The following is an 18,019-nucleotide window of genomic DNA, read 5'->3' as shown; positions in this document are numbered from 1 at the left end:
ACTGATGAAACGCCTGCATGGAATGGAATTGTTCGCCGAAGTGGCGAAGGCGCACAGTTTCAGCCGCGCCGCCGCCGCGCTCGGCGTCCCGACGTCCACCGTATCGCGCCACGTGGCGGAGCTGGAACGGGCGGTGGGGCTGCGGCTGCTCAACCGCAGCACCCGACGCGTGGAATTGACCGACGCCGGCCGCCTGTACTTCGAGCGTTGCCGCCGTATCGTGGCGCAAGCCGAGCTCGCCCACGAAGAGCTGCGCGAACAGCTGGAAACCCCGAGCGGCCCGCTGCTCGTCCTGTTGCCGGCGGCCTATGCGCTGGACGCCTTGATGCCCGCCCTGGTGGCTTTCGGCAGCCGTCACCCGGAAATCCGCCTCCAGCTGGGCGTGGCCGGCGCCGAATCCGCCGACCGGCCGCCCGGCACCGGCGACGTGTCGATCCGGCTGGGCGAGCTGCCCGATTCCTCGCTGGTGGCGCGCCGCATCGGCACGCTGCGGGCCGGGCTGTACGCCTCGCCCGCCTACCTGGCGGCGCGTGGAACGCCCCAGGTTCCCGCCGACCTGGAACGCCACGATTGCATCGGCCTGCGGCTGGGCGCCGGCCAGGCGGCTCCCTGGCTGCTGCAGCGCGGGCGTGAGCGGCGCCCGGCGCCGGCGGCCCAGCGCTACGGCGTCAACGATGCCTGCATGGCCAGGCAACTGGCCATGCTGGGGGCCGGCATCGCGGCGCTGGGCGGCGAGGCCGGCGGACTGGTGCGCGTGCTGCCGGATTGGAGCCTCGGGCCGGTTGCGGTCCATGCCGTTACCGAAACGCGCCTGCTGCCTGCCAAGACGCGCCGTTTCATCGACTTCCTGGCGCAACGCCTGGATTCGCCCGCGCCTGCCCCGGAAACCGGCCCTGCGCCGGCGCCCGCGGCGTAGCCCGGCGTCACAATATTGCATTCCAGGGGGTGATACGCCCCCTTTTGGCTGCCCAGCGCCCTCTCCCGCCCGCCTGGGGCCCTTCGCCTGCCAGCCACCGTGTAAACTCCCCCCTTTTTGACTCTGGTGGTATGTTGCAAGCCCCACAGCGCACAGGTTTAAGCGGCCCGACGCTCATTCGCTTGCTGACTCGCCTGACGGATGTCGATGTTCCGGAATCCAGGCAATCGCTCTCGGACCATCTGAGCCAATGGCTCGGCTGGACGGACGCGATCGCCCTGTCCGCGGCGCTCAATACCAAGCCGCCGGTAATCGCCCCGGGCGCGCGCATGTTCAGCAGCGCCGAGGAACGCGAGTGCGAGCGGGTCCGGACCACGCTGGCCGACGCCATCGCCAGCGATACCGCCGCCACGGCCGCCAAGCGGCCCGTGCCGGGGCAGGCGCCGCCGGCGAAAAAGCTGGCGGCCCTGGCCGAAGCCGAGGCCGACTACGCGAATTTCCGCCAGCGCTATCTATCGTTGCAGCACACGATGGAAACCAGCGTGGGCAATCTGCGCAGCCGGCTGCGCGGCATGGTCGCGGCCCGCAACGGCGAGTGGACGCGGCTGGCGGTGGTGGATGCCATCATGGACCGCGCCCTGCTGCCCAAGGAGCGCGCCCTGCTGGGCGCCATCCCCAAGCTGCTGCAGAGCCATTTCGAGCGCCTGCGCCAGGCGGAGGCGGCAGCGTTGGCCGAGGCAGGCGCGCAAGCCGCCGACGAGGCCGAAGACGCCGCCGCGCCCGCGCCGATCGCGTCCGGCGCATGGCTGGATACGTTCCGCAAGGATATGCGGAGCGTCCTGCTTGCTGAATTGGACGTTCGTTTACAACCGGTCGAGGGGCTGCTTGCCGCCCTTCGCTCCAGCTAGGTCTGTTCACACTAAGGACACTATGTCCCGATATCTGATCAATTTCGTTGTTTTCCTGGCCGGCCTGGCCGTCGCGGGCTGGATCGGCCTGGGCTATGCCGGCACCAATCCGCTGGCGCTGGCCGTGACCCTGCTCATCGGCTTCTGCTACCTCACGGGCGCATTCGAATTATGGCGCTACCAGCAGGCGACATCGTCGCTGACCCGCGCCCTTTCCGGCCTGTCGGAGGCGCCGGGCAATCTGGGCAGCTGGCTGGACCAGCTTGCGCCCAGCCTGCGCAACGCGGCCCGCCTGCGCATCGAAGGCGAGCGCGCGGGGTTGCCCGGGCCGGCGCTTACTCCCTATCTCGTGGGGCTGCTGGTGCTGCTGGGCATGCTGGGCACATTCCTGGGCATGGTGGTCACGCTGCGCGGCACCGGCCTGGCGCTGGAAAGCGCCACCGACCTGGCCGCCATCCGGGCGTCGCTGGCCGCGCCGGTCAAGGGCCTGGGTTTCGCGTTCGGCACATCGATCGCCGGCGTGGCCACCTCCGCAATGCTGGGGCTGCTGGCCGCGCTGTGCCGCCGCGACCGCGTGCGGGCGGCCCAATGGCTGGACACCAAGGCCGCCACCACCCTGCGCGTGTATTCGCAGGGCTACCAGCGCGAGGAATCCTTCAAGCTGCTCCAGCGGCAGGCCGAAGTCATGCAACGGCAGGCCGATGCCATGCCCGCGCTGGTGGATAAGCTGCAGACGATGATGGACGGCATGACCCGCCAGAACCAGTCGCTGAACGACCGGCAACTGGCCAGCCAGGATGCGTTCCAGGGCAAGGCCGAGGCCGCGTACGCCCGCCTGGCAGCCGTCATGGAACAATCCATGAAGGACGGCGTGGCGCACAGCGCGCGCTCCGCCGGCGAGGCTTTGCAGCCCGTGGTGGAAGCAACGATGGCGAGCCTGTCGCGCGAGACGGCCTCCCTGCAGGACACCGTGACGCAGGCCGTGCAGCGGCAACTGGACGGCCTGACGGCCGGCCTCCAGGCCTCGACCGCCAACGTGGCCGACATCTGGAACCAGGCCCTGGCCGGGCAGCAACGCGCCAGCGAGGCGCTGGCCCAGGACCTGCGCGCGTCGCTGGACCGCTTTGCCCAGACCTTCGAGCAGCGCTCGGCCGCCCTGCTGGACAACGTCTCCGCCCGCCTGGAAGCCTCCTCGGGCACGATGTCCGAAGCATGGACCCACGCCCTGTCGCGCCAGGAGCAGGCAAGCGAAAAGCTGGCTGGCGACAATCTGCAGGCGTTGACGGCCGCAGCCGCGAGTTTCGAGCAGCACTCGGCCTCGCTGCTGCGCACCCTGAACCAATCGCATACCGCACTGCAATCCGAATTGGCTTCGCGCGACCAGCAGCGCCTGGCGGCCTGGTCCGAGACGCTGGGCGCCATGGGCGCGACGCTGCGCCAGGAATGGCAACAGGCTGGCGCACAGGCCGCCGACCGCCAGCAGGCCATCGCCGAAACGCTGGCCCGGACGGTGCGCGACATCACCTCGCAGGCGGCCGAGCAGGCCAGCCTGCTGGAAGGCGTGTCGGCCCGCATGGAAGCCGCGGCCAACGGCGTTTCGCAGCAATGGGCCGACGCCCTCTCCCGCCAGGAAGCCGCAAGCGCCAAGCTCGCCGGCGACAACCAGCAGGCCTTGGCGGCCGCCGCCGCCACCTTCGAACAGCATTCCGCCTCGTTGCTGCGCGCGCTGGACCAATCGCACGCGGACCTGCAGGCCACGCTCGCCTCGCGCGACCAGGAGCGCCTGGCCGCATGGAGCGGCACGCTCGCCGCCATGACCGCCGCGCTGGGCCGGCAATGGGAACAGGCCGGCGAACACACCGTGGCCCGCCAGCAGGAAATCACCGAATCGCTGGCCCAGGCGGTGCGCGACGTTACGTCCCGGACGGAATCCCAGGCCGCGCTGCTGGAAGGCGTGGCGGCGCGCATGGAAACCGCCGCGCGCGGCGTTTCCGACCAATGGAGCAGCGCCCTGGCCCGCCAGGAGCAGGTGAGCGAGAAGCTGGCCGCCGGCAACCAGGCGGCGCTGGAGACCGCGGCCGCCGCGTTCGAACAGCACTCGGCCTCGCTCCTGCGCACGCTGGACGAGTCGCATGCCCAGCTGCAGGACGCGCTGGCCACGCGCGACCAGGAACGCCTGGCCGCCTGGACCGGCACGCTGGCGCAGACCGCAAGCGACATCACCGCCCAGACGCAGGCGCAGGCCGGCCTGCTGGAAAACGTTTCGGCGCGCCTGGAGACGGCCGCCGCCAGCGTCACGCAGGCCTGGACCGAGGCCCAATCCCGCCAGGAGCAGGTCGGGGCGAAGCTGGCCAGCGACAACCAGCAGGCGCTGGAAGCCGCCGCGTCGGCCTTCGAACGGCATGCGGCGGCCCTGCTGGGCACGCTGGACCAATCGCACGCGCAGCTCCAGCAGACGCTGGCCTCGCGCGACGAGGAACGCCTCGCCGCCTGGACCGGCACGCTTGCCGCGATGGCCGCCAGGCTCGGCGAGGAATGGGAGCAGGCCGGCACACAGGCCGCCATCCGCCAGCTGGAAATCAGCGACACGCTGTCCCAGACCGCGCGGGACCTCACCGCGCAGTCGCAGACGCAGGCCAGCCTGCTGGAAAGCGTGTCCAACCGGCTGGAAACGGCGGCCGGCACCGTCACCCAGGCCTGGACCGAAGCGCAGTCCCGCCAAGAGCAGGTCGGCGAACGATTGGCCGACAGCAACCGGCAGGCGCTGGAAACCGCCGCGGCCGCTTTCGAAGAACATTCCGCCGCGCTGCTGCGGACGCTGGAGCAATCGCATTCGGACCTGCAGGCGGCCCTGGCCTCCGGCGACGAGGCCCGTTTGGCGGCCTGGACCGGCAAGCTCGGCGAAATGGCCGACGCCTTGCGCGCCGAATGGGAGCAGGCAGGCGCCAGCACCGCCAGCCAGCAGCAGCAGATCTGCGACGCGCTGGCCCTGACCGCGCAGGACATCGCGTCCCAGACGCAGGCGCACGCCAGCGAGACCATCGCTGAAATCAGCCGCCTGGTGCAGGCGGCGTCCGAAGCGCCGCGCGCGGCCGCCGACGTCATTGGGGAACTGCGCCAGAAGCTGTCCGACAGCATGGCGCGCGACAACGACATGCTGGAAGAGCGCAGCCGCCTGCTCGAAACGCTGGGCACCTTGCTGGACGCCGTCAATCACACGGCCGCCGAGCAGCGCTCGGCCGTGGACGCGCTGGTCTCTTCGTCTGCCGGCCTGCTGGACCGCGTGGGTGCCCAGTTCACCGGCCTCGTCGAAAGCGAGACCGGCAAGCTGGCCGAGGTCGCCGCGCAGGTCTCCAGCGGCGCCGTCGAGGTCGCCAGCCTGGGCGAATCCTTCGGCGCGGCCGTGCAGCTCTTCGGCGAGTCCAACGACAAGCTGGTGGCGCATCTGCAGCGCATCGAAGCCGCGCTGGACAAGTCCATCGCGCGCGGCGACGAGCAACTGGCCTACTACGTCGCGCAGGCGCGTGAAGTCGTGGACCTGAGCGTGATGTCGCAGAAGCAGATCGTCGAAAACCTGCAGCAGCTGGCCAGCCAGCGCGCAACGGCCGGAGCGGAAGCGGCATGAGCGAGGACATCGACGGCGGCGTCGAGCCCACAGTCCCGGCCTGGGCCGTCTTCGGCGACCTGATGTCGGTGCTGCTGGGCGCTTTCGTCCTGATCCTCGTCAGCGTCGTCGCCGTGCAGCTCCAGTTGTCGAACCAGCTCGAGGAAGAGGTCAAGCAACGCCAGGCCGAAACGCAGCGCCGCGAGACGCTCGAACAGGCGCTGGCCGGCCCGCTGGCGGCCGGCCGCGTGACCCTGATCAACGGCCGCATCGGCATCAGCGGCAGCGTGCTGTTCGCCCTGAACTCCGATCAATTGCAGCCCGAGGGCCGCGAGGTCCTGAAGACGCTGATCGAACCGCTGGCCGCCTACCTGAAGACGCACAACGAGATCCTGATGGTCAGCGGTTACACCGATGACCAGCAGGTGCGCGAAGGCAACCGCCGCTTTGCGGACAACTGGGACCTTTCGGCCCAGCGCGCCCTGACGGTGACGCGCGCGCTGATCGACGAGGGCGTGCCCTCTTCCTCCGTGTTCGCCGCCGCCTTCGGCTCCGAGCAGCCGGTGGCCTCCAACGCCGACGAGGAAGGCCGCGCCAAGAACCGCCGGGTCGAGATCACGCCCATCCCCAGGCCTTCCAGCAACCCGGGGCAGCCAAGTGAGCAGTGACGGGACCCGCGAGGAAATCCTCGGCGTCCGCGCCCTGCTGGACGCCTGGCGCGAAAGCGGCGCCGACCGCCTGGCGCCGGCGCGCTTCCAGTTCATCGACGCGATGGAACGCCGCGCGGCCGTTCACGACGGCGAAGCCCGACGGCGCCTGGACGGCAGGCTGGCGGCGCTGATCCAGGCCTACGAGGCCGATCTGGACCGCGCCGCCGCGCATTCCGCCTGCGCCTCGGCCGCCTCGGACGGCCCCGCGCCCGCAGCCCCCTTGCGCGGGCCGCTCGGGCAACTGGCCGACGCCCTCGCCGCCCCTGCGCCCGCCGCGGACGACGCCTCCCTCGTGGCAGAGCTGCGCGCCGCCTACCCCGACCTGCCGGTGCTGGAATACTTCCGCGGCGTGTGGTCGCGCGTCAGCGCCGACCGCCAGGTCCGACAATCGCAGGAGCAGGTGCACAAGAACGCCGGCCCGCTCAACTCCAACCAGATCGTGCACCGGACGCTCTCGCTGATGCGCGAACTGTCGCCCGGCTATCTGCAGCAATTCCTGTCGTATACGGATGCGTTGATGTGGATGGAGCAGATGGCCGCGGCCGTCGCCCCGCCGCCGAAGGACGCGCCGCGCGCCAGCGCCAGGAAGACTGCGCGCGGCAAGGCCCGCTAGGGCAGGCGCGGGGCGCACTCCGAGCTGGGCGCAGCCTAGGCGCCCGCCCGATTTGCGCCCGGCCCCCGCTCGGCAGTAAGATACGTTCCATATACGGATCATATATGGATTACTTATGGGCATCGTCAAGATCTCCGAGCAGATGCATGAGAACCTCCGCGTCGCCAGCGGCGCGCTCAGCCGCTCCATCAACTCCCAGGCCGAACACTGGATGCGCATCGGCATGCTGTCCGAGCTCTATCCCGAATTGCGCCACGCGGACATCTGCCAGATGCTGATCCGCATCGAGCAGGCCGAGGGTTTCGCCATCGCCTCCCTGTCCCAGGGCCTGCCCCAGGCCGCCCAGCAGGAGGCCGCGTAAATGGCGCGCAAAGTCTCCATCAAGTCCGCCGCCGACATCGAAATGGCCCGCAAGGCCGGCGCCATGGCGGCCGAAGTGCTGCACATGATCGCCGAGCACGTCCGCCCCGGCGTCACCACCGACGAGCTGGACCGCATCTGCCACGACTACATCGTGAACGTGCAGAAGGCGATACCGGCCAACGTGGGCTACCACGGCTTTCCGAAGACGATCTGCGCGTCGGCCAACCACGTCATCTGCCACGGCATCCCGTCGGCCAAGGTGCTGAAGAACGGCGACATCCTCAACATCGACGTGGCCGTCATCAAGGACGGCTGGTTCGGCGACACCAGCCGCATGTACTACGTGGGCCAGCCCAGCCCGCTGGCGCGCCGCCTGGTCGAGACAACCTTCGAAGCCATGCGCGCCGGCATCATGGCCGTGAAGCCGGGCGCGACGCTGGGCGACGTGGGGCATGCGATCCAGACCGTGGCGCACCGCGAGCACTTCAGCATCGTGCGCGAATACTGCGGCCACGGCATCGGCCAGATCTACCACGATGAACCGCAGGTACTGCACTACGGCCGTCCGGGCGAAGGCCTGGTTCTGCAACCGGGCATGATGTTCACGATCGAACCCATGATCAACGCGGGCAAGCCCCAGACCAAGCAGCTGCCCGACGGCTGGACGGTGGTCACCAAGGACCGCTCGCTGTCGGCCCAATGGGAGCACATGGTAGTCGTGACCGACGCCGGCTACGAGGTGCTGACATCCTGGCCGGACGGCTTCGGCAGCTATCCCCCCATACCCTGACGGGCGCTTCCTTGCCCACGGCAAGGAACGGAGTGCGGGCAAGCAAGGGCACGATCATGATCGTGCCCTTGCCGTTTCCGTGGCGCGGCCGCCGCGCCCCCCCGCCTCCATGCCCGCCCTGCCCTCCGCGTTCCGCCGCCTGGCCGCGTCCAACCTCGCCGCCCAGTTCTCCGAACAGATGGCGCTGGCCGCCGCGCCCCTGGTGGCGGTGCTTGCCCTGGGCGCCAGCGCGGCGCAGACGGGCTATCTCCAGACCGCCCAGACCCTGCCGTTCCTGCTGCTATCGCTGCCCGCGGGCGTGCTGGCCGACCGGGTGTCGCGCCGGACGCTGATGACCGCAGCCGAGTCCGTGCGCGCGGCCAGCCTGCTGGGCCTGCTCGCGCTGCTGTGGACCGGCGGGCTGGGCCTGGGCTGGCTCGCCGCGCTGGGTTTCCTGGGCGCGGTGGGCACGGTTGCGTACAACGTAGCGGCGCCCGCCCTCGTGCCCCGGTTGGTGGCGCCCGGCGAACTGGCCAGCGCCAACCGCTGGCTGGAGCTGGCGCGCAGCGCGGCATTCTCCGCCGGCCCCGCGGCAGGCGGCGCGCTGGTCGGCTGGACGGGAGCGCCCGCGGCGTACGTGCTGGCTACCGCGCTATCGCTGCTGGCGGCGCTGCTGCTTGCGGGACTGCCTCGGGACGTGCCCGGCCCCAGGCCTCGGCGGCACATGCTGGGCGAGCTGCGCGAAGGCGCGGCCTTCGTCCTTTCACATCCCCTGCTGCGCCCCGTGCTGGTTACCGCCGTGTTCTTCAATACCGCCTGGTTCGTGCTGCAAGCCATCTACGTGGCCTATGCCATCGAAAGGCTGGGACTGTCCGCCGCCGGGGTCGGCGCCACACTGGGCGTGTACGGCGCGGGCATGGTGGCGGGCGCCCTGCTTGCGCCCTGGCTGGCCCGGCGGCTGTCCTTCGGCGCGATGATCGGAGCGGGCCCCCTGGCCGCGCTGGCGGCCAGCCTCATCCTGCTGTCCACCCTCGCGCATCCTTCGGGCGCCTGGGCTGCGGCCGGGTTCTTCCTTTTCGGCGCCGGGCCGATCCTGTGGACGATCACGACCACCACGCTGCGCCAGGCGGTAACGCCCAATGCCTTGCTGGGCAGGGTTTCCGCGGTGATCCTCACCGCCACCTTCGGCGCCCGCCCCATCGGCGCGCTGATCGGCGCCGCCCTGGCAGCGCGCGCCGGGGTGGAGGCCTGCCTGTGGGTGTCCGCCGCCGGCTTCGCCGTGCAGTTCGCGGTGCTGTTCACCTCGCCCGTGCTGCGGCTGCGCAGCCAGCCCGAAGCCGTGGCCGCCGGATCTGTTGCGGGCTGAGCGGCGGGAATCTGTATCTGGCGGCGCCGGCGCGGCGCGGCTAGACTGCGCCAGTCATCCCATCGGAGCGCCCGGCGCGCGCAACATGCTGAAAATACTGGGCAAGGCCTCATCCATCAATGTGCGCAAGGTGTTGTGGACCTGCGCCGAACTGAACCTGCCGTTCGACCGGGAAGACTGGGGATCGGGCTTCCGGCCCACTTCCGATCCCGCCTTCCTGGCCTTGAATCCCAACGCCATGGTGCCCGTCATCCAGGACGGCGATTTCGTGCTGTGGGAGTCCAACACCATCATCCGCTACCTAGCCTCGCAGCATGGCGGGCAGCGTTTGTATCCAGCCGAACCCAGGCTGCGGGCGCGCGTGGACCAATGGATGGACTGGCAGGCGACCGATCTGAACCGTTCATGGTCCTACGCCTTCATGGCGCTGGCGCGGCAGTCGCCCGCGCACCAGGACGCGGCCGCCATCGAAGCGTCCTGCCAGGCGTGGGCCCACTGCATGGGCATACTGGACCAGCGCCTGGCGCAGACCGGCGCCTATGTGGCGGGAGAGGCGTTCTCGCTTGCGGACATCCCCGTCGGGCTGTCGGTGAACCGGTGGTACCTCACGCCCTTCGATAAGCCCGCGCTGCCGGCCGTCGCGGCCTACTACGACCGCCTGGCCGAACGCGAGGGCTACCGACGGCACGGCCGCAACGGCACCGTCTGACGCAAGCCGCGGCTACTTCACCACGCCGCAGACCAGGCGTCCGCCTCCGCCGCCCAGGGGCTTCGGCGTATCGCTGTAGTTGTCGCCGCCTACGTGCACCATCAGCGCGCGCCCTTTTACGTCTGCCAGCTTCAGGTGCGGCGCCACGACGGCTTTCTTGGCGCTGCCGTCGGCAGCCACCACGATGAAGGGCAAGTCGCCCTGATGGCCGTCGGTCGCCATCGGGCCCTTGTGGGCCTTGGTGCCCTTGGGATCCAGGTGCCCGCCCGCCGCGCCGCCGGGCGCCATCTGGTCGTTCACCATGCCGGGGCCGCAAGAACCCTTCTCGTGCACGTGGAAACCGTGCTCGCCGGGAGGCAGGCCCTTCAGGTTCGGCGTGAATTGCAGCCCGCCCTTGGTGTCCTTGACGGAGATAGTGCCGGCGCTCTTGCCCACGCCATCCGCGGACAGGAACGACATCGAGACATTTTCCGCCGATGCGGCGCCGGATGCGCCTGCCAGCGCAAGCGCCGTGACCAGCAACGATATTTTCTTCATGGAGTGCCTCCAGGATTCGTGCCCGCAAGCCGCGGGCGGCCGGTAGGACAAGGACGGCCCAGCCGCCGCCCATGCCGTCAAAAACAATAGCATTCGCCTCGCGCCGTCCGCCAGCAATCTTCGTTCCTGATACAAACCGTGGCGATGGGTAGCCCGGCCTCACCCCCGCGCCATCACCACCGCCGCATGCAGCGCCACCCCGATCAGGCCGCCCACCAGGGTGCCGTTGAAGCGGATGTATTGCAGGTCGCGGCCCACGCTGAGCTCCAGTTCATCGACCAGATGGCGCTCGTCCCAGTTCTTGACGGTGCGCGAAATATGTTCGGTGACGCCGCTGCGCAGCCTGCCCGTCAGCCGCCGCGCGCCGCCCAGCACGTGGTTGTTGATCGCCTCGCGCAGGCCGGGATCCTCGCCCAGCTTGCGGCCCAGCGCCAGCAAAGCGCTTTCCAGATGGCGCGCCAGCGCCGAATCCTCGTTGGACAGATCGCGCCGCAGCGCGGCATGGATGTCGTCCCACAGCCCCTGCACGTATTCCTGGACCTTGGGATGGTCGATGGCGCGCTGCTTCAGCGCCTCGACCTGCTCCGCCAGGGCAGGATCGTCCCGCAGGCGCCGGATGTAGTTCAGCACCCAGGCCTCGTAGTCGCGCCGCACGGGGTGGTCCGGCTCGGACAGCACGTCGCGCAGCTCCTCCACCAGGGCCCGAGCCAGCCGGTCCGCCAGGTTATCGGCGATGCCGTCCACCGACTTCACCACGTCCACGGCGGCGATGATGCGCGGCCACTCCTTCTTGGCGAACTTCACCAGCAGGCCCGAGGCGCGCGCCTTCACGTCTTCCTCGCCCAGATAGCCGCCCAGCCTTTCCAGCGCCGCGTCCAGCAGTTCCTGGTGCCGTCCGTCGCGGGTCAGCAGGCCCAGCACTTCCCCCGCCGTATCGGCGGCGTCCCAGCGGCGCAGGTTCTTGACCACGAACTCCTGGATCACGCCGCGCACCGCCCGATCGTCCAGCAGGTCCAGCGTCTGCAGAGCCACGTTGCGGGCGCCGTCGCTCAAGGCGCGCGCCTGGCGGGGACGCGCCAGCCAGCGGCTCAGGCGCGCTGCCGGATCGAACACGCGCAGCTTTTCCATCAGGGCGTCCGGGTCCAGGAAATGGTCGCGTACGAATACCGCCAGGTTGTCGCCGATGCGGTCCTTGTTGCTGGGGATGATGGCGGTATGGGGGATGGGCAGCCCCATCGGGCGGCGGAACAGTGCGACCACGGCGAACCAGTCAGCCAGCGCGCCCACCGTGGCCGCCTCGCAGAACGCCCGCACCCATGCCCAGGCGCCCTGCCCGCCCATGGCATGGCTGGTGATGAAGCCGCTGATCATGGCCGCCAGCAAGGCCAGCGCGGCGATCTTCATGCGCCGCAGCTGCGCGCGGCGCGCGTCGGACGCCAGGGCGGAACGGGTCGCGTGCGCGGCGGCGGGACGGGGCGTGTCTGTCATGGGGTCTCCGGCTCGGATGGACCCAGCATAACAATACCGGCCGCCATGGCGGCCGGCGGCCCCGGCATCAACCCAGGGGAGGCAGCAGGTCGAACAGCAGGACCATCGCCAGGCCCACCACGGAAACGATGGACTGCACCACCGAAATCGTCTTGGTGGCTTCGCCCATGGTCATGCCGAAGGATTCCTTCACCATCCAGAAGCCCGCGTGGTTGGCGTAGTTGAAGAACAGCGAGCCGCAGCCGATGGACAGCGCCAGCAGCGGCAGGTTCAGGCTGGGATCGGCGCCCGCCAACGGCGCCAGCAGGCCCGCGGCGCCCACGATGCCGACGGTGGCCGAACCGGTGGAGACCGACAGCAGCATGGCGATCAGCCAGCCCAGCACCAGAGGCGGCAAGGCGAACTGGTGGGTCAGGTGCACGATGGCGTCGCCCACCTTGGCGCTCGTGAGCACCTGCTGGAACGCGCCGCCGCCGGCGATGATGAGCATGATGCCGGCAATCGGCTTGAGGCTTTTGCCCAGCGCGTCGCGCAGCTTCTCGGCATCGCCGCCGCGCAAGTACACGAGGGTGACGGCCGCGAACAGCACGCCCAGCAGCATGGCCACCAGCGGGTCGCCCAGGAAGGCGGCGGCGTGCATCGCCGGGGAATCCTTGGGCAGCAGCATCTCGGCCAGCGCATGCACCAGCATCAGCAGCGCCGGCAGCAGCGCCGCCAGGACGCCCAGGCCCACGCTGGGCGCGCCGCGCCCTTCGGCCTGCTGCCGGGTCGCGGTGAACTGTTCGAGCAAGGCCTCGTCCGGGCGGGTGGTCATGCGCGGCGCGATGAACGCGCCGTACAGCGGGCCGCCGAAGATCATGGCCGGCAGCGCGGCGACGAAGCCGTAGATCATGGTCGGGCCCACGGTGGTCTTGAGCGTGGCGATGGCCGTCAGCGGGCCGGGATGCGGCGGCACCATGCCGTGCATGGCCGCCAGCGCCGAAATCACCGGCACGCCCACGTACACATAGGCCGAGCCCTTGAAGCGCTCCTGGCTTTCCAGCTTGCGCGCCACGCTGAAGATCAGCGGCAGCATCACCACCAGGCCCACCTCGAAAAACATGGGGATGCCGATGACGAACGCCACCAGCGTCATGGCCCACGGAATCAGGCGGGCCGAGGTATGGCGCAGGATGGCATTGGCCAGGCGCTCCGTGGTGCCGGAATCGGCCAGGATCTTGCCCAGCATGGCGCCGAGCGCGATCACCACGCCCACCGCGCCCAAGGTCTTGCCGGCGCCGTTGGTCAGGTTCTTGACGATGGCCGACGGTTCCATGCCGGTGGCGAAACCGACGCCGATGGACACGATCAGCAGCGCCAGCAATGGATGCATGCGGATGCGCGAGACGATGAGCGCCACCAGCACGAGAACGCTCGCCAGGGCGGTGAGCAGCAGTTGGATGTCGAACGAAGACATAGTCGGGCCTGGAAAAAGCGGGCGGGGCGTCGCCAGCCTGCGGCTGGCCGCCATGATGAAAACGGATTTTATTCCCGCGAAGCTGAACGCCCAGTCAGGAAACCCGCGCCGCGCCTTATCCGGCGGCCGCCATCAGCCCCGGCCTGCCCTCGTGGCGCGCCTGCGCGCGTTCGAGGATGAACTCGATGATCATCGCGATCGCGCGGGGGTGATGCCGGTTCGGCATGTAGAGCATGTACATGCCGCGCCCGAAGATGCTGAGCCGCCACGGCGTCAGGGCGGCCACCAGCTCGCCTCGGGCCAGGTCCTCGTGGACCACGTAGTCAGGCACGATGCCCACGCCCAGCCCGGCGCGGATGGCATCGCGCAGGAAGGCGTAGTTGCGCGAGATCACGGTGGGCTCCAGCACCACGTGCTGCCGCGGCTGCCCCCCGTAATAGGCTGACAGGCGCAGCGGCCGGCCGATGACGGCGGCGCTGATGATGGGGCTGCCCGCCAGGTCTTCGGGGCGCTGCGGCAGTCCCCGGGCGGCGGCATAGGCCTGCGATGCGCATGCCACGTAGCGCACCTGGCCCAGCTCGCGCGCCACCAGGTTCTGCGGCGGCTCGGACATGATGCGGACCGCGATGTCGACCTCGTCGCGCAACAGGTCGTCGACGCTGTTCTCGAAAAGCACGTCCAGCACGATGTCCGGATAGGCCCGCTTGAATTCCAGCAGCCACGGCGCCATCACGAACTGGCCGTAGCCGCTGGGCACGCTCAAGCGGACCTTGCCCTGGGGCGTCTTGCCCAGCGTTTCGATCGATTCGCGGGCGGCTGCAAGCTCGTCCTGGATGCTGCGTCCATGGCGATAGAGCTTCAATCCGATTTCGGTGGGCTCGACGCGCCGCGTCGTGCGCCGCACCAGCTGCATGCCCACCGAACGCTCGAGCTGGCTCAGGTGATAGCTGACGTTGGCGCGCGTCATCTTCAGCCGGCGCGCGGCCTCGCTCAGGTTGCCGGCGTCCAGTATCTCCACCAGCAGGGTCAGGGATTTGGTGTCCATGCGGCGTCTCCCGGTGAGCGTGTCTCTAGGCACTGTCAAAATTTCTTATACGTAGTGTCAATTATAGATGTCATTGTCAAGACATATTTACTGCGGAAGAATAAAGCCACAAAAAAGACGGGCCGCCCTGGCCCGCCAGGCCACCCCTTGCCGCCGGTTCCGCGCGCGCCAGGGGCGGCCCCCGAAGGAGACACGGTTCATGACCGACAGCGCAGGCACCGGCGCCGCGCACGCGCGCCGCTATGAAGACATTCTCGTCATCACGATCGACCATCCTCCTGTCAACGCCCTGAGCGCCTCCGTGCGCGCCGGCCTGGCCGCCGCCATCCAGGACGCCCAGGCGGACCCGCAAGTGCGAGCCATCGTGCTGGCGGGGGCCGGCCGGAATTTCATCGCCGGCGCGGACATACGCGAATTCGGCAAGCCCCCCCGCCTCCCGGCCTTCCGGACGTCTGCAACCAGATAGAGGCCAGCGCCAAGCCAGTGGTGGCGGTGCTGCACGGCGTCGCGCTGGGCGGCGGGCTGGAAGTGGCGATGGCCGCCCACTACCGCGTCGCGCTGGCCGGGGCCAGACTGGGGCTGCCCGAAGTGACGCTGGGCCTGTTGCCGGGCGCGGGCGGCACGCAGCGCGCCCCGCGCCTCATGGGAGCGCGGGCCGCGCTGGACCTGATGCTGTCGGGCAGGCACCTGTCCGCCCAGGAAGCGCTGGAAGCCGGCCTAGTAGATGCGCTGGCCAGCGAGAACGATGCGCTGGACGCCGGCCTGGCATACGCCCGGCAGCTGCTCGCCATGCGCGCCGGCCCGCGCCGTACGCGCGACGCGGCCGCCGCTTTGGCGGACAAGCCGGCCGCGCTGGCCGAGGCCGACGCCGCCGCCGAACGCGTCGCCAAGACCGCGCGCGGCCTGTACTCGCCCGCCCGTATCGTCGAAGCCGTGCGCGCCGCCATCGAACTTCCCTTCGACGAAGGCCTGCGCGCCGAACGCGCCCTGTTCCTCCAATGCCTGGACAGCCCGCAGCGGGCCGGCCTGGTGCACGCCTTCTTCGCGGAACGCGAAACCGCCAAGGCGCCCGAACTGAAACAGGCCCGGCCGCGCGGCGTGGAACGGGTGGGCATCGTGGGCGGCGGCACCATGGGCGCCGGCATCGCCGTGTCGGTGCTGGACGCCGGCCTGCCGGTGGTGATGGTCGAACAGGACGACGCCGCCCTGGAACGGGGCCGCGCGCGCGTCGCCAAGGTGTATGACCTGCTGGTCGCCAAGGGCCGGATGAGCGCCGACGAGCGCGCCGCGCGCCTGGCCCGCTTCACCGGCGCGACGGCCTACGACGCGCTGGCCGATGCCGACCTGATCGTCGAGGCCGTATTCGAGGACATGGACGCCAAGCTCGCCGTGTTCGCGCAGCTGGACCGCGTGGCCAAGCCCGGCGCGGTGCTGGCCACGAACACCTCGTACCTGGACGTGGACCGGATCGCGGCCGCGACGCGCGGCCCCGCCGACGTGCTGGGCCTGCACTTTTTCTCGCCCGCCAACATCATGAAGCTGCTGGAAGTGGTGGTGGGCAGGCAGACCGCGCCGGACACCGTCGCCACCGGCTTCGACTTCGCGCGCAGGCTGCGCAAGATCCCGGTGCGCGCCGGGGTGTGCGACGGCTTCATCGGCAACCGCATCCTCGCGGCCTACCGGCAGGCCGCCGACATGATGATGGAGGACGGCGCCTCGCCCTACGACATCGACGCCGCGGTGCGCGCCTTCGGCTATCCGATGGGCCCTTACCAGATGATGGATCTTGCGGGCGGGGATATCGGCTGGGCGACGCGCAAGCGCCGCGCCCCCACCCGCAATCCCGCGCTGCGCTACGTGCAGATCGCCGACCGCCTGTGCGAGCGCGGCTGGTTCGGCCAGAAGACGGGCCGCGGCTACTACCTCTATCCCGACGGCGCGCGCCAGGGCCAGCCGGATCCCGAGGTGCTCGCCATCATCGACGCCGAGCGCGCGCGGGCCGCAATCCGTCCACGCCCGTTCACGCAGGAAGACATCCAGCGCCGCTACCTGGCCGCCATGATCAACGAAGCGGCCAACGTGCTGCGCGAAGGCATCGCCCTGCGCCCGTCCGACATCGACGTGGTGGCGGTCGCGGGCTACGGCTTTCCGCGCCACCGGGGCGGGCCGCTGCACCACGCGGACAGCGTGGGCCTGCCCGCCATCCTGGCCGACCTGCGCGAGTACGCGAAGGAAGACCCGGCGTTCTGGACGCCCTCCCCCCTGCTCGTCGAACTGGCCGGCTCCGGCCGCGATTTCGCCAGCCTGAACCGGGCTGCCTGATACCCAACTTCCATAGGCCACTCATGCGCGAAGCCGTCATCGTCTCCACCGCCCGCACCCCCATCACCAAGGCGGGGCGCGGCGAATTCAACCTGATCCCGGGCCCGACGCTGGCCGCCCACGCCGTGCGCGCCGCGGTCGAACGCGCCGGCGTGGACCCGGCGCTGATCGAGGACGCCATCCTCGGCTGCGGCTACCCCGAGGGCGCCACCGGCCGCAATATCGGCCGCCAGGCCGTGGTCCGCGCCGGCCTGCCGCTGAGCGTGGGCGGCGCGACCGTCAACCGCTACTGCGCGTCGGGATTGCAGGCCATCGCCACCGCCGCCAGCCGCATCGTGATGGATGGCGCGCCCGCCATGATCGCGGGCGGCGTGGAATGCGTATCGCAGATCCGCACCCGCGACGACGGCGTCAGCGGCATGGATCCCTGGATCGTGGCGAACAAGCCCGAACTCTATCTGCCCATGATCGAAACCGCCGATATCGTCGCGGCCCGCTACGGCATCAGCCGCGAGGCCCAGGACCGTTTCGCGGCGCAAAGCCAGGCGCGTACCGAGGCCGCGCAGGCCGCCGGGCGCTACCGCGAAGAGATCATCCCCGTCACCACCACCATGTCGGTCACCGACCGCGCGACCGGCTCGGTCAGCGAACGCGAAGTCACGGTGGATCGCGACACCTGCAACCGTCCCGGCACGACTTACGACGCGCTGGCCGCGCTGGCGCCGGTGCGCGGCGACGGCCAGTTCGTCACCGCGGGCAACGCGTCCCAGCTGTCCGACGGCGCCGCGGCCTGCGTGCTGATGGAGGCCGCGGAGGCGCAGCGCGCCAGCATCCAGCCCCTGGGCGCGTTCCGCGGCCTGGCGATCGCGGGCTGCGAGCCCGACGAGATGGGCATCGGGCCGGTCTACGCCGTGCCCAGGCTGCTGGCCCGCCACGGCCTCTCGGTGCAGGACATCGACCTCTGGGAACTGAACGAAGCCTTTGCCTCGCAGGCCCTGTACTGCCAGGAAAAACTGGGCATCCCGATGGACCGCCTGAACGTGGACGGCGGCGCCATCGCGCTGGGCCATCCCTTCGGCGTCACCGGCGCCCGGCTGGCCGGCCACGTGCTGATCGAGGGCCGCCGCCGCGGCGCCCGCTACGCCGTCGTGACGATGTGCGTGGGCGGAGGCATGGGCGCGGCCGGACTGTTTGAAATCTATTGAGTACGAGA

14 protein-coding genes and 1 pseudogene are annotated in these 18,019 nt (G+C 70.1%); 11 read left to right on the top strand and 4 right to left on the bottom strand.

Features of this window, described 5'->3' with window-relative positions; translation table 11 throughout:
• The first annotated feature begins 4 nt into the window (after window positions 1–4).
• The 9 genes from JL37_RS26100 to JL37_RS26060 all read left to right on the top strand — a co-directional run bounded on the left by JL37_RS26100 (window position 5) and on the right by JL37_RS26060 (window position 9,958).
• Window positions 5–916: a LysR family transcriptional regulator gene (locus JL37_RS26100; protein WP_081955213.1), complete on the top strand. Its 912-nt coding sequence runs from the start codon at window positions 5–7 to the stop codon at window positions 914–916.
• Window positions 917–1,047: 131 nt separating this feature from the next.
• On the top strand, window positions 1,048–1,824 hold the full coding sequence (locus tag JL37_RS26095) for a DUF3348 domain-containing protein (protein ID WP_043547895.1): 777 nt from the start codon (window positions 1,048–1,050) through the stop codon (window positions 1,822–1,824).
• 22 nt (window positions 1,825–1,846) lie between these two features.
• The gene (locus JL37_RS26090; protein WP_043547894.1) at window positions 1,847–5,449 is read left to right on the top strand and encodes a DUF802 domain-containing protein; all 3,603 of its coding nucleotides are present in this window, start codon (window positions 1,847–1,849) and stop codon (window positions 5,447–5,449) included.
• Window positions 5,446–6,096 (top strand): OmpA family protein, encoded by a 651-nt coding sequence (locus JL37_RS26085; RefSeq protein WP_043547893.1) that lies wholly within the window; start codon window positions 5,446–5,448, stop codon window positions 6,094–6,096. Before JL37_RS26090 ends, JL37_RS26085 begins: the two co-directional genes overlap by 4 nt.
• Window positions 6,086–6,751: a DUF2894 domain-containing protein gene (locus JL37_RS26080; RefSeq protein ID WP_052097606.1), complete on the top strand. Its 666-nt coding sequence runs from the start codon at window positions 6,086–6,088 to the stop codon at window positions 6,749–6,751. The genes JL37_RS26085 and JL37_RS26080 overlap by 11 nt, the downstream gene beginning before the upstream one ends.
• A 115-nt stretch (window positions 6,752–6,866) precedes the next feature.
• Window positions 6,867–7,112, top strand: coding sequence for a ParD-like family protein (locus JL37_RS26075; protein ID WP_043547892.1), 246 nt, complete (start codon window positions 6,867–6,869; stop codon window positions 7,110–7,112).
• Window positions 7,113–7,904, top strand: a complete 792-nt coding sequence (gene map, locus JL37_RS26070; RefSeq protein ID WP_043547891.1) for a type I methionyl aminopeptidase — start codon at window positions 7,113–7,115, stop codon at window positions 7,902–7,904.
• Between the two features lie 109 nt (window positions 7,905–8,013).
• Window positions 8,014–9,249, top strand: a complete 1,236-nt coding sequence (locus JL37_RS26065; RefSeq protein ID WP_043547889.1) for an MFS transporter — start codon at window positions 8,014–8,016, stop codon at window positions 9,247–9,249.
• Between the two features lie 85 nt (window positions 9,250–9,334).
• Window positions 9,335–9,958 (top strand): glutathione S-transferase family protein, encoded by a 624-nt coding sequence (locus tag JL37_RS26060; protein ID WP_043547888.1) that lies wholly within the window; start codon window positions 9,335–9,337, stop codon window positions 9,956–9,958.
• Between the two features lie 12 nt (window positions 9,959–9,970).
• Here the strand turns inward: JL37_RS26060 and sodC are convergent, their stop codons facing one another.
• The 4 genes from sodC to JL37_RS26040 all read right to left on the bottom strand — a co-directional run bounded on the left by sodC (window position 9,971) and on the right by JL37_RS26040 (window position 14,484).
• Window positions 9,971–10,495: a superoxide dismutase family protein gene (gene sodC / locus JL37_RS26055; protein ID WP_043547887.1), complete on the bottom strand. Its 525-nt coding sequence runs from the start codon at window positions 10,493–10,495 to the stop codon at window positions 9,971–9,973.
• 159 nt (window positions 10,496–10,654) lie between these two features.
• Window positions 10,655–11,983 carry a DUF445 domain-containing protein gene (locus JL37_RS26050; protein WP_043547885.1) on the bottom strand — a complete coding sequence of 443 codons (1,329 nt, stop codon included), beginning with the start codon at window positions 11,981–11,983 and terminating at the stop codon, window positions 10,655–10,657.
• A 67-nt stretch (window positions 11,984–12,050) separates the two neighbouring features.
• A complete protein-coding gene (locus JL37_RS26045; RefSeq protein ID WP_043547884.1) occupies window positions 12,051–13,439 on the bottom strand; it encodes a GntP family permease in 1,389 nt (462 codons plus the stop codon).
• Between the two features lie 115 nt (window positions 13,440–13,554).
• Entirely contained in the window at window positions 13,555–14,484 is a 930-nt protein-coding gene (locus JL37_RS26040; RefSeq protein WP_043547883.1) for a LysR family transcriptional regulator, read from the bottom strand.
• 199 nt (window positions 14,485–14,683) lie between these two features.
• Between JL37_RS26040 and JL37_RS26035 the strand changes: the two are divergent.
• Window positions 14,684–16,806: pseudogene (locus JL37_RS26035) on the top strand (3-hydroxyacyl-CoA dehydrogenase NAD-binding domain-containing protein).
• Between the two features lie 23 nt (window positions 16,807–16,829).
• Window positions 16,830–18,011 (top strand): acetyl-CoA C-acyltransferase, encoded by a 1,182-nt coding sequence (locus tag JL37_RS26030; protein WP_043547882.1) that lies wholly within the window; start codon window positions 16,830–16,832, stop codon window positions 18,009–18,011.
• Window positions 18,012–18,019: the final 8 nt, after the last annotated feature.

Source organism: Achromobacter sp. RTa (assembly GCF_000757485.1).
Classification (GTDB): Bacteria; Pseudomonadota; Gammaproteobacteria; order Burkholderiales; family Burkholderiaceae_B; genus Achromobacter.
This window is presented reverse-complemented; position numbering and strand designations above follow the sequence as displayed.

Coding starts and splice junctions, on each gene's coding strand:
- JL37_RS26100 (WP_081955213.1), top strand. CDS start 5: ATGAAACGCCTGCATGGAATGGAATTGTTCGCCGAAGTGGCGAAGGCG.
- JL37_RS26095 (WP_043547895.1), top strand. CDS start 1,048: ATGTTGCAAGCCCCACAGCGCACAGGTTTAAGCGGCCCGACGCTCATT.
- JL37_RS26090 (WP_043547894.1), top strand. CDS start 1,847: ATGTCCCGATATCTGATCAATTTCGTTGTTTTCCTGGCCGGCCTGGCC.
- JL37_RS26085 (WP_043547893.1), top strand. CDS start 5,446: ATGAGCGAGGACATCGACGGCGGCGTCGAGCCCACAGTCCCGGCCTGG.
- JL37_RS26075 (WP_043547892.1), top strand. CDS start 6,867: ATGGGCATCGTCAAGATCTCCGAGCAGATGCATGAGAACCTCCGCGTC.
- map (WP_043547891.1), top strand. CDS start 7,113: ATGGCGCGCAAAGTCTCCATCAAGTCCGCCGCCGACATCGAAATGGCC.
- JL37_RS26065 (WP_043547889.1), top strand. CDS start 8,014: ATGCCCGCCCTGCCCTCCGCGTTCCGCCGCCTGGCCGCGTCCAACCTC.
- JL37_RS26060 (WP_043547888.1), top strand. CDS start 9,335: ATGCTGAAAATACTGGGCAAGGCCTCATCCATCAATGTGCGCAAGGTG.
- sodC (WP_043547887.1), bottom strand. CDS start 10,495: ATGAAGAAAATATCGTTGCTGGTCACGGCGCTTGCGCTGGCAGGCGCA.
- JL37_RS26050 (WP_043547885.1), bottom strand. CDS start 11,983: ATGACAGACACGCCCCGTCCCGCCGCCGCGCACGCGACCCGTTCCGCC.
- JL37_RS26045 (WP_043547884.1), bottom strand. CDS start 13,439: ATGTCTTCGTTCGACATCCAACTGCTGCTCACCGCCCTGGCGAGCGTT.
- JL37_RS26040 (WP_043547883.1), bottom strand. CDS start 14,484: ATGGACACCAAATCCCTGACCCTGCTGGTGGAGATACTGGACGCCGGC.
- JL37_RS26030 (WP_043547882.1), top strand. CDS start 16,830: ATGCGCGAAGCCGTCATCGTCTCCACCGCCCGCACCCCCATCACCAAG.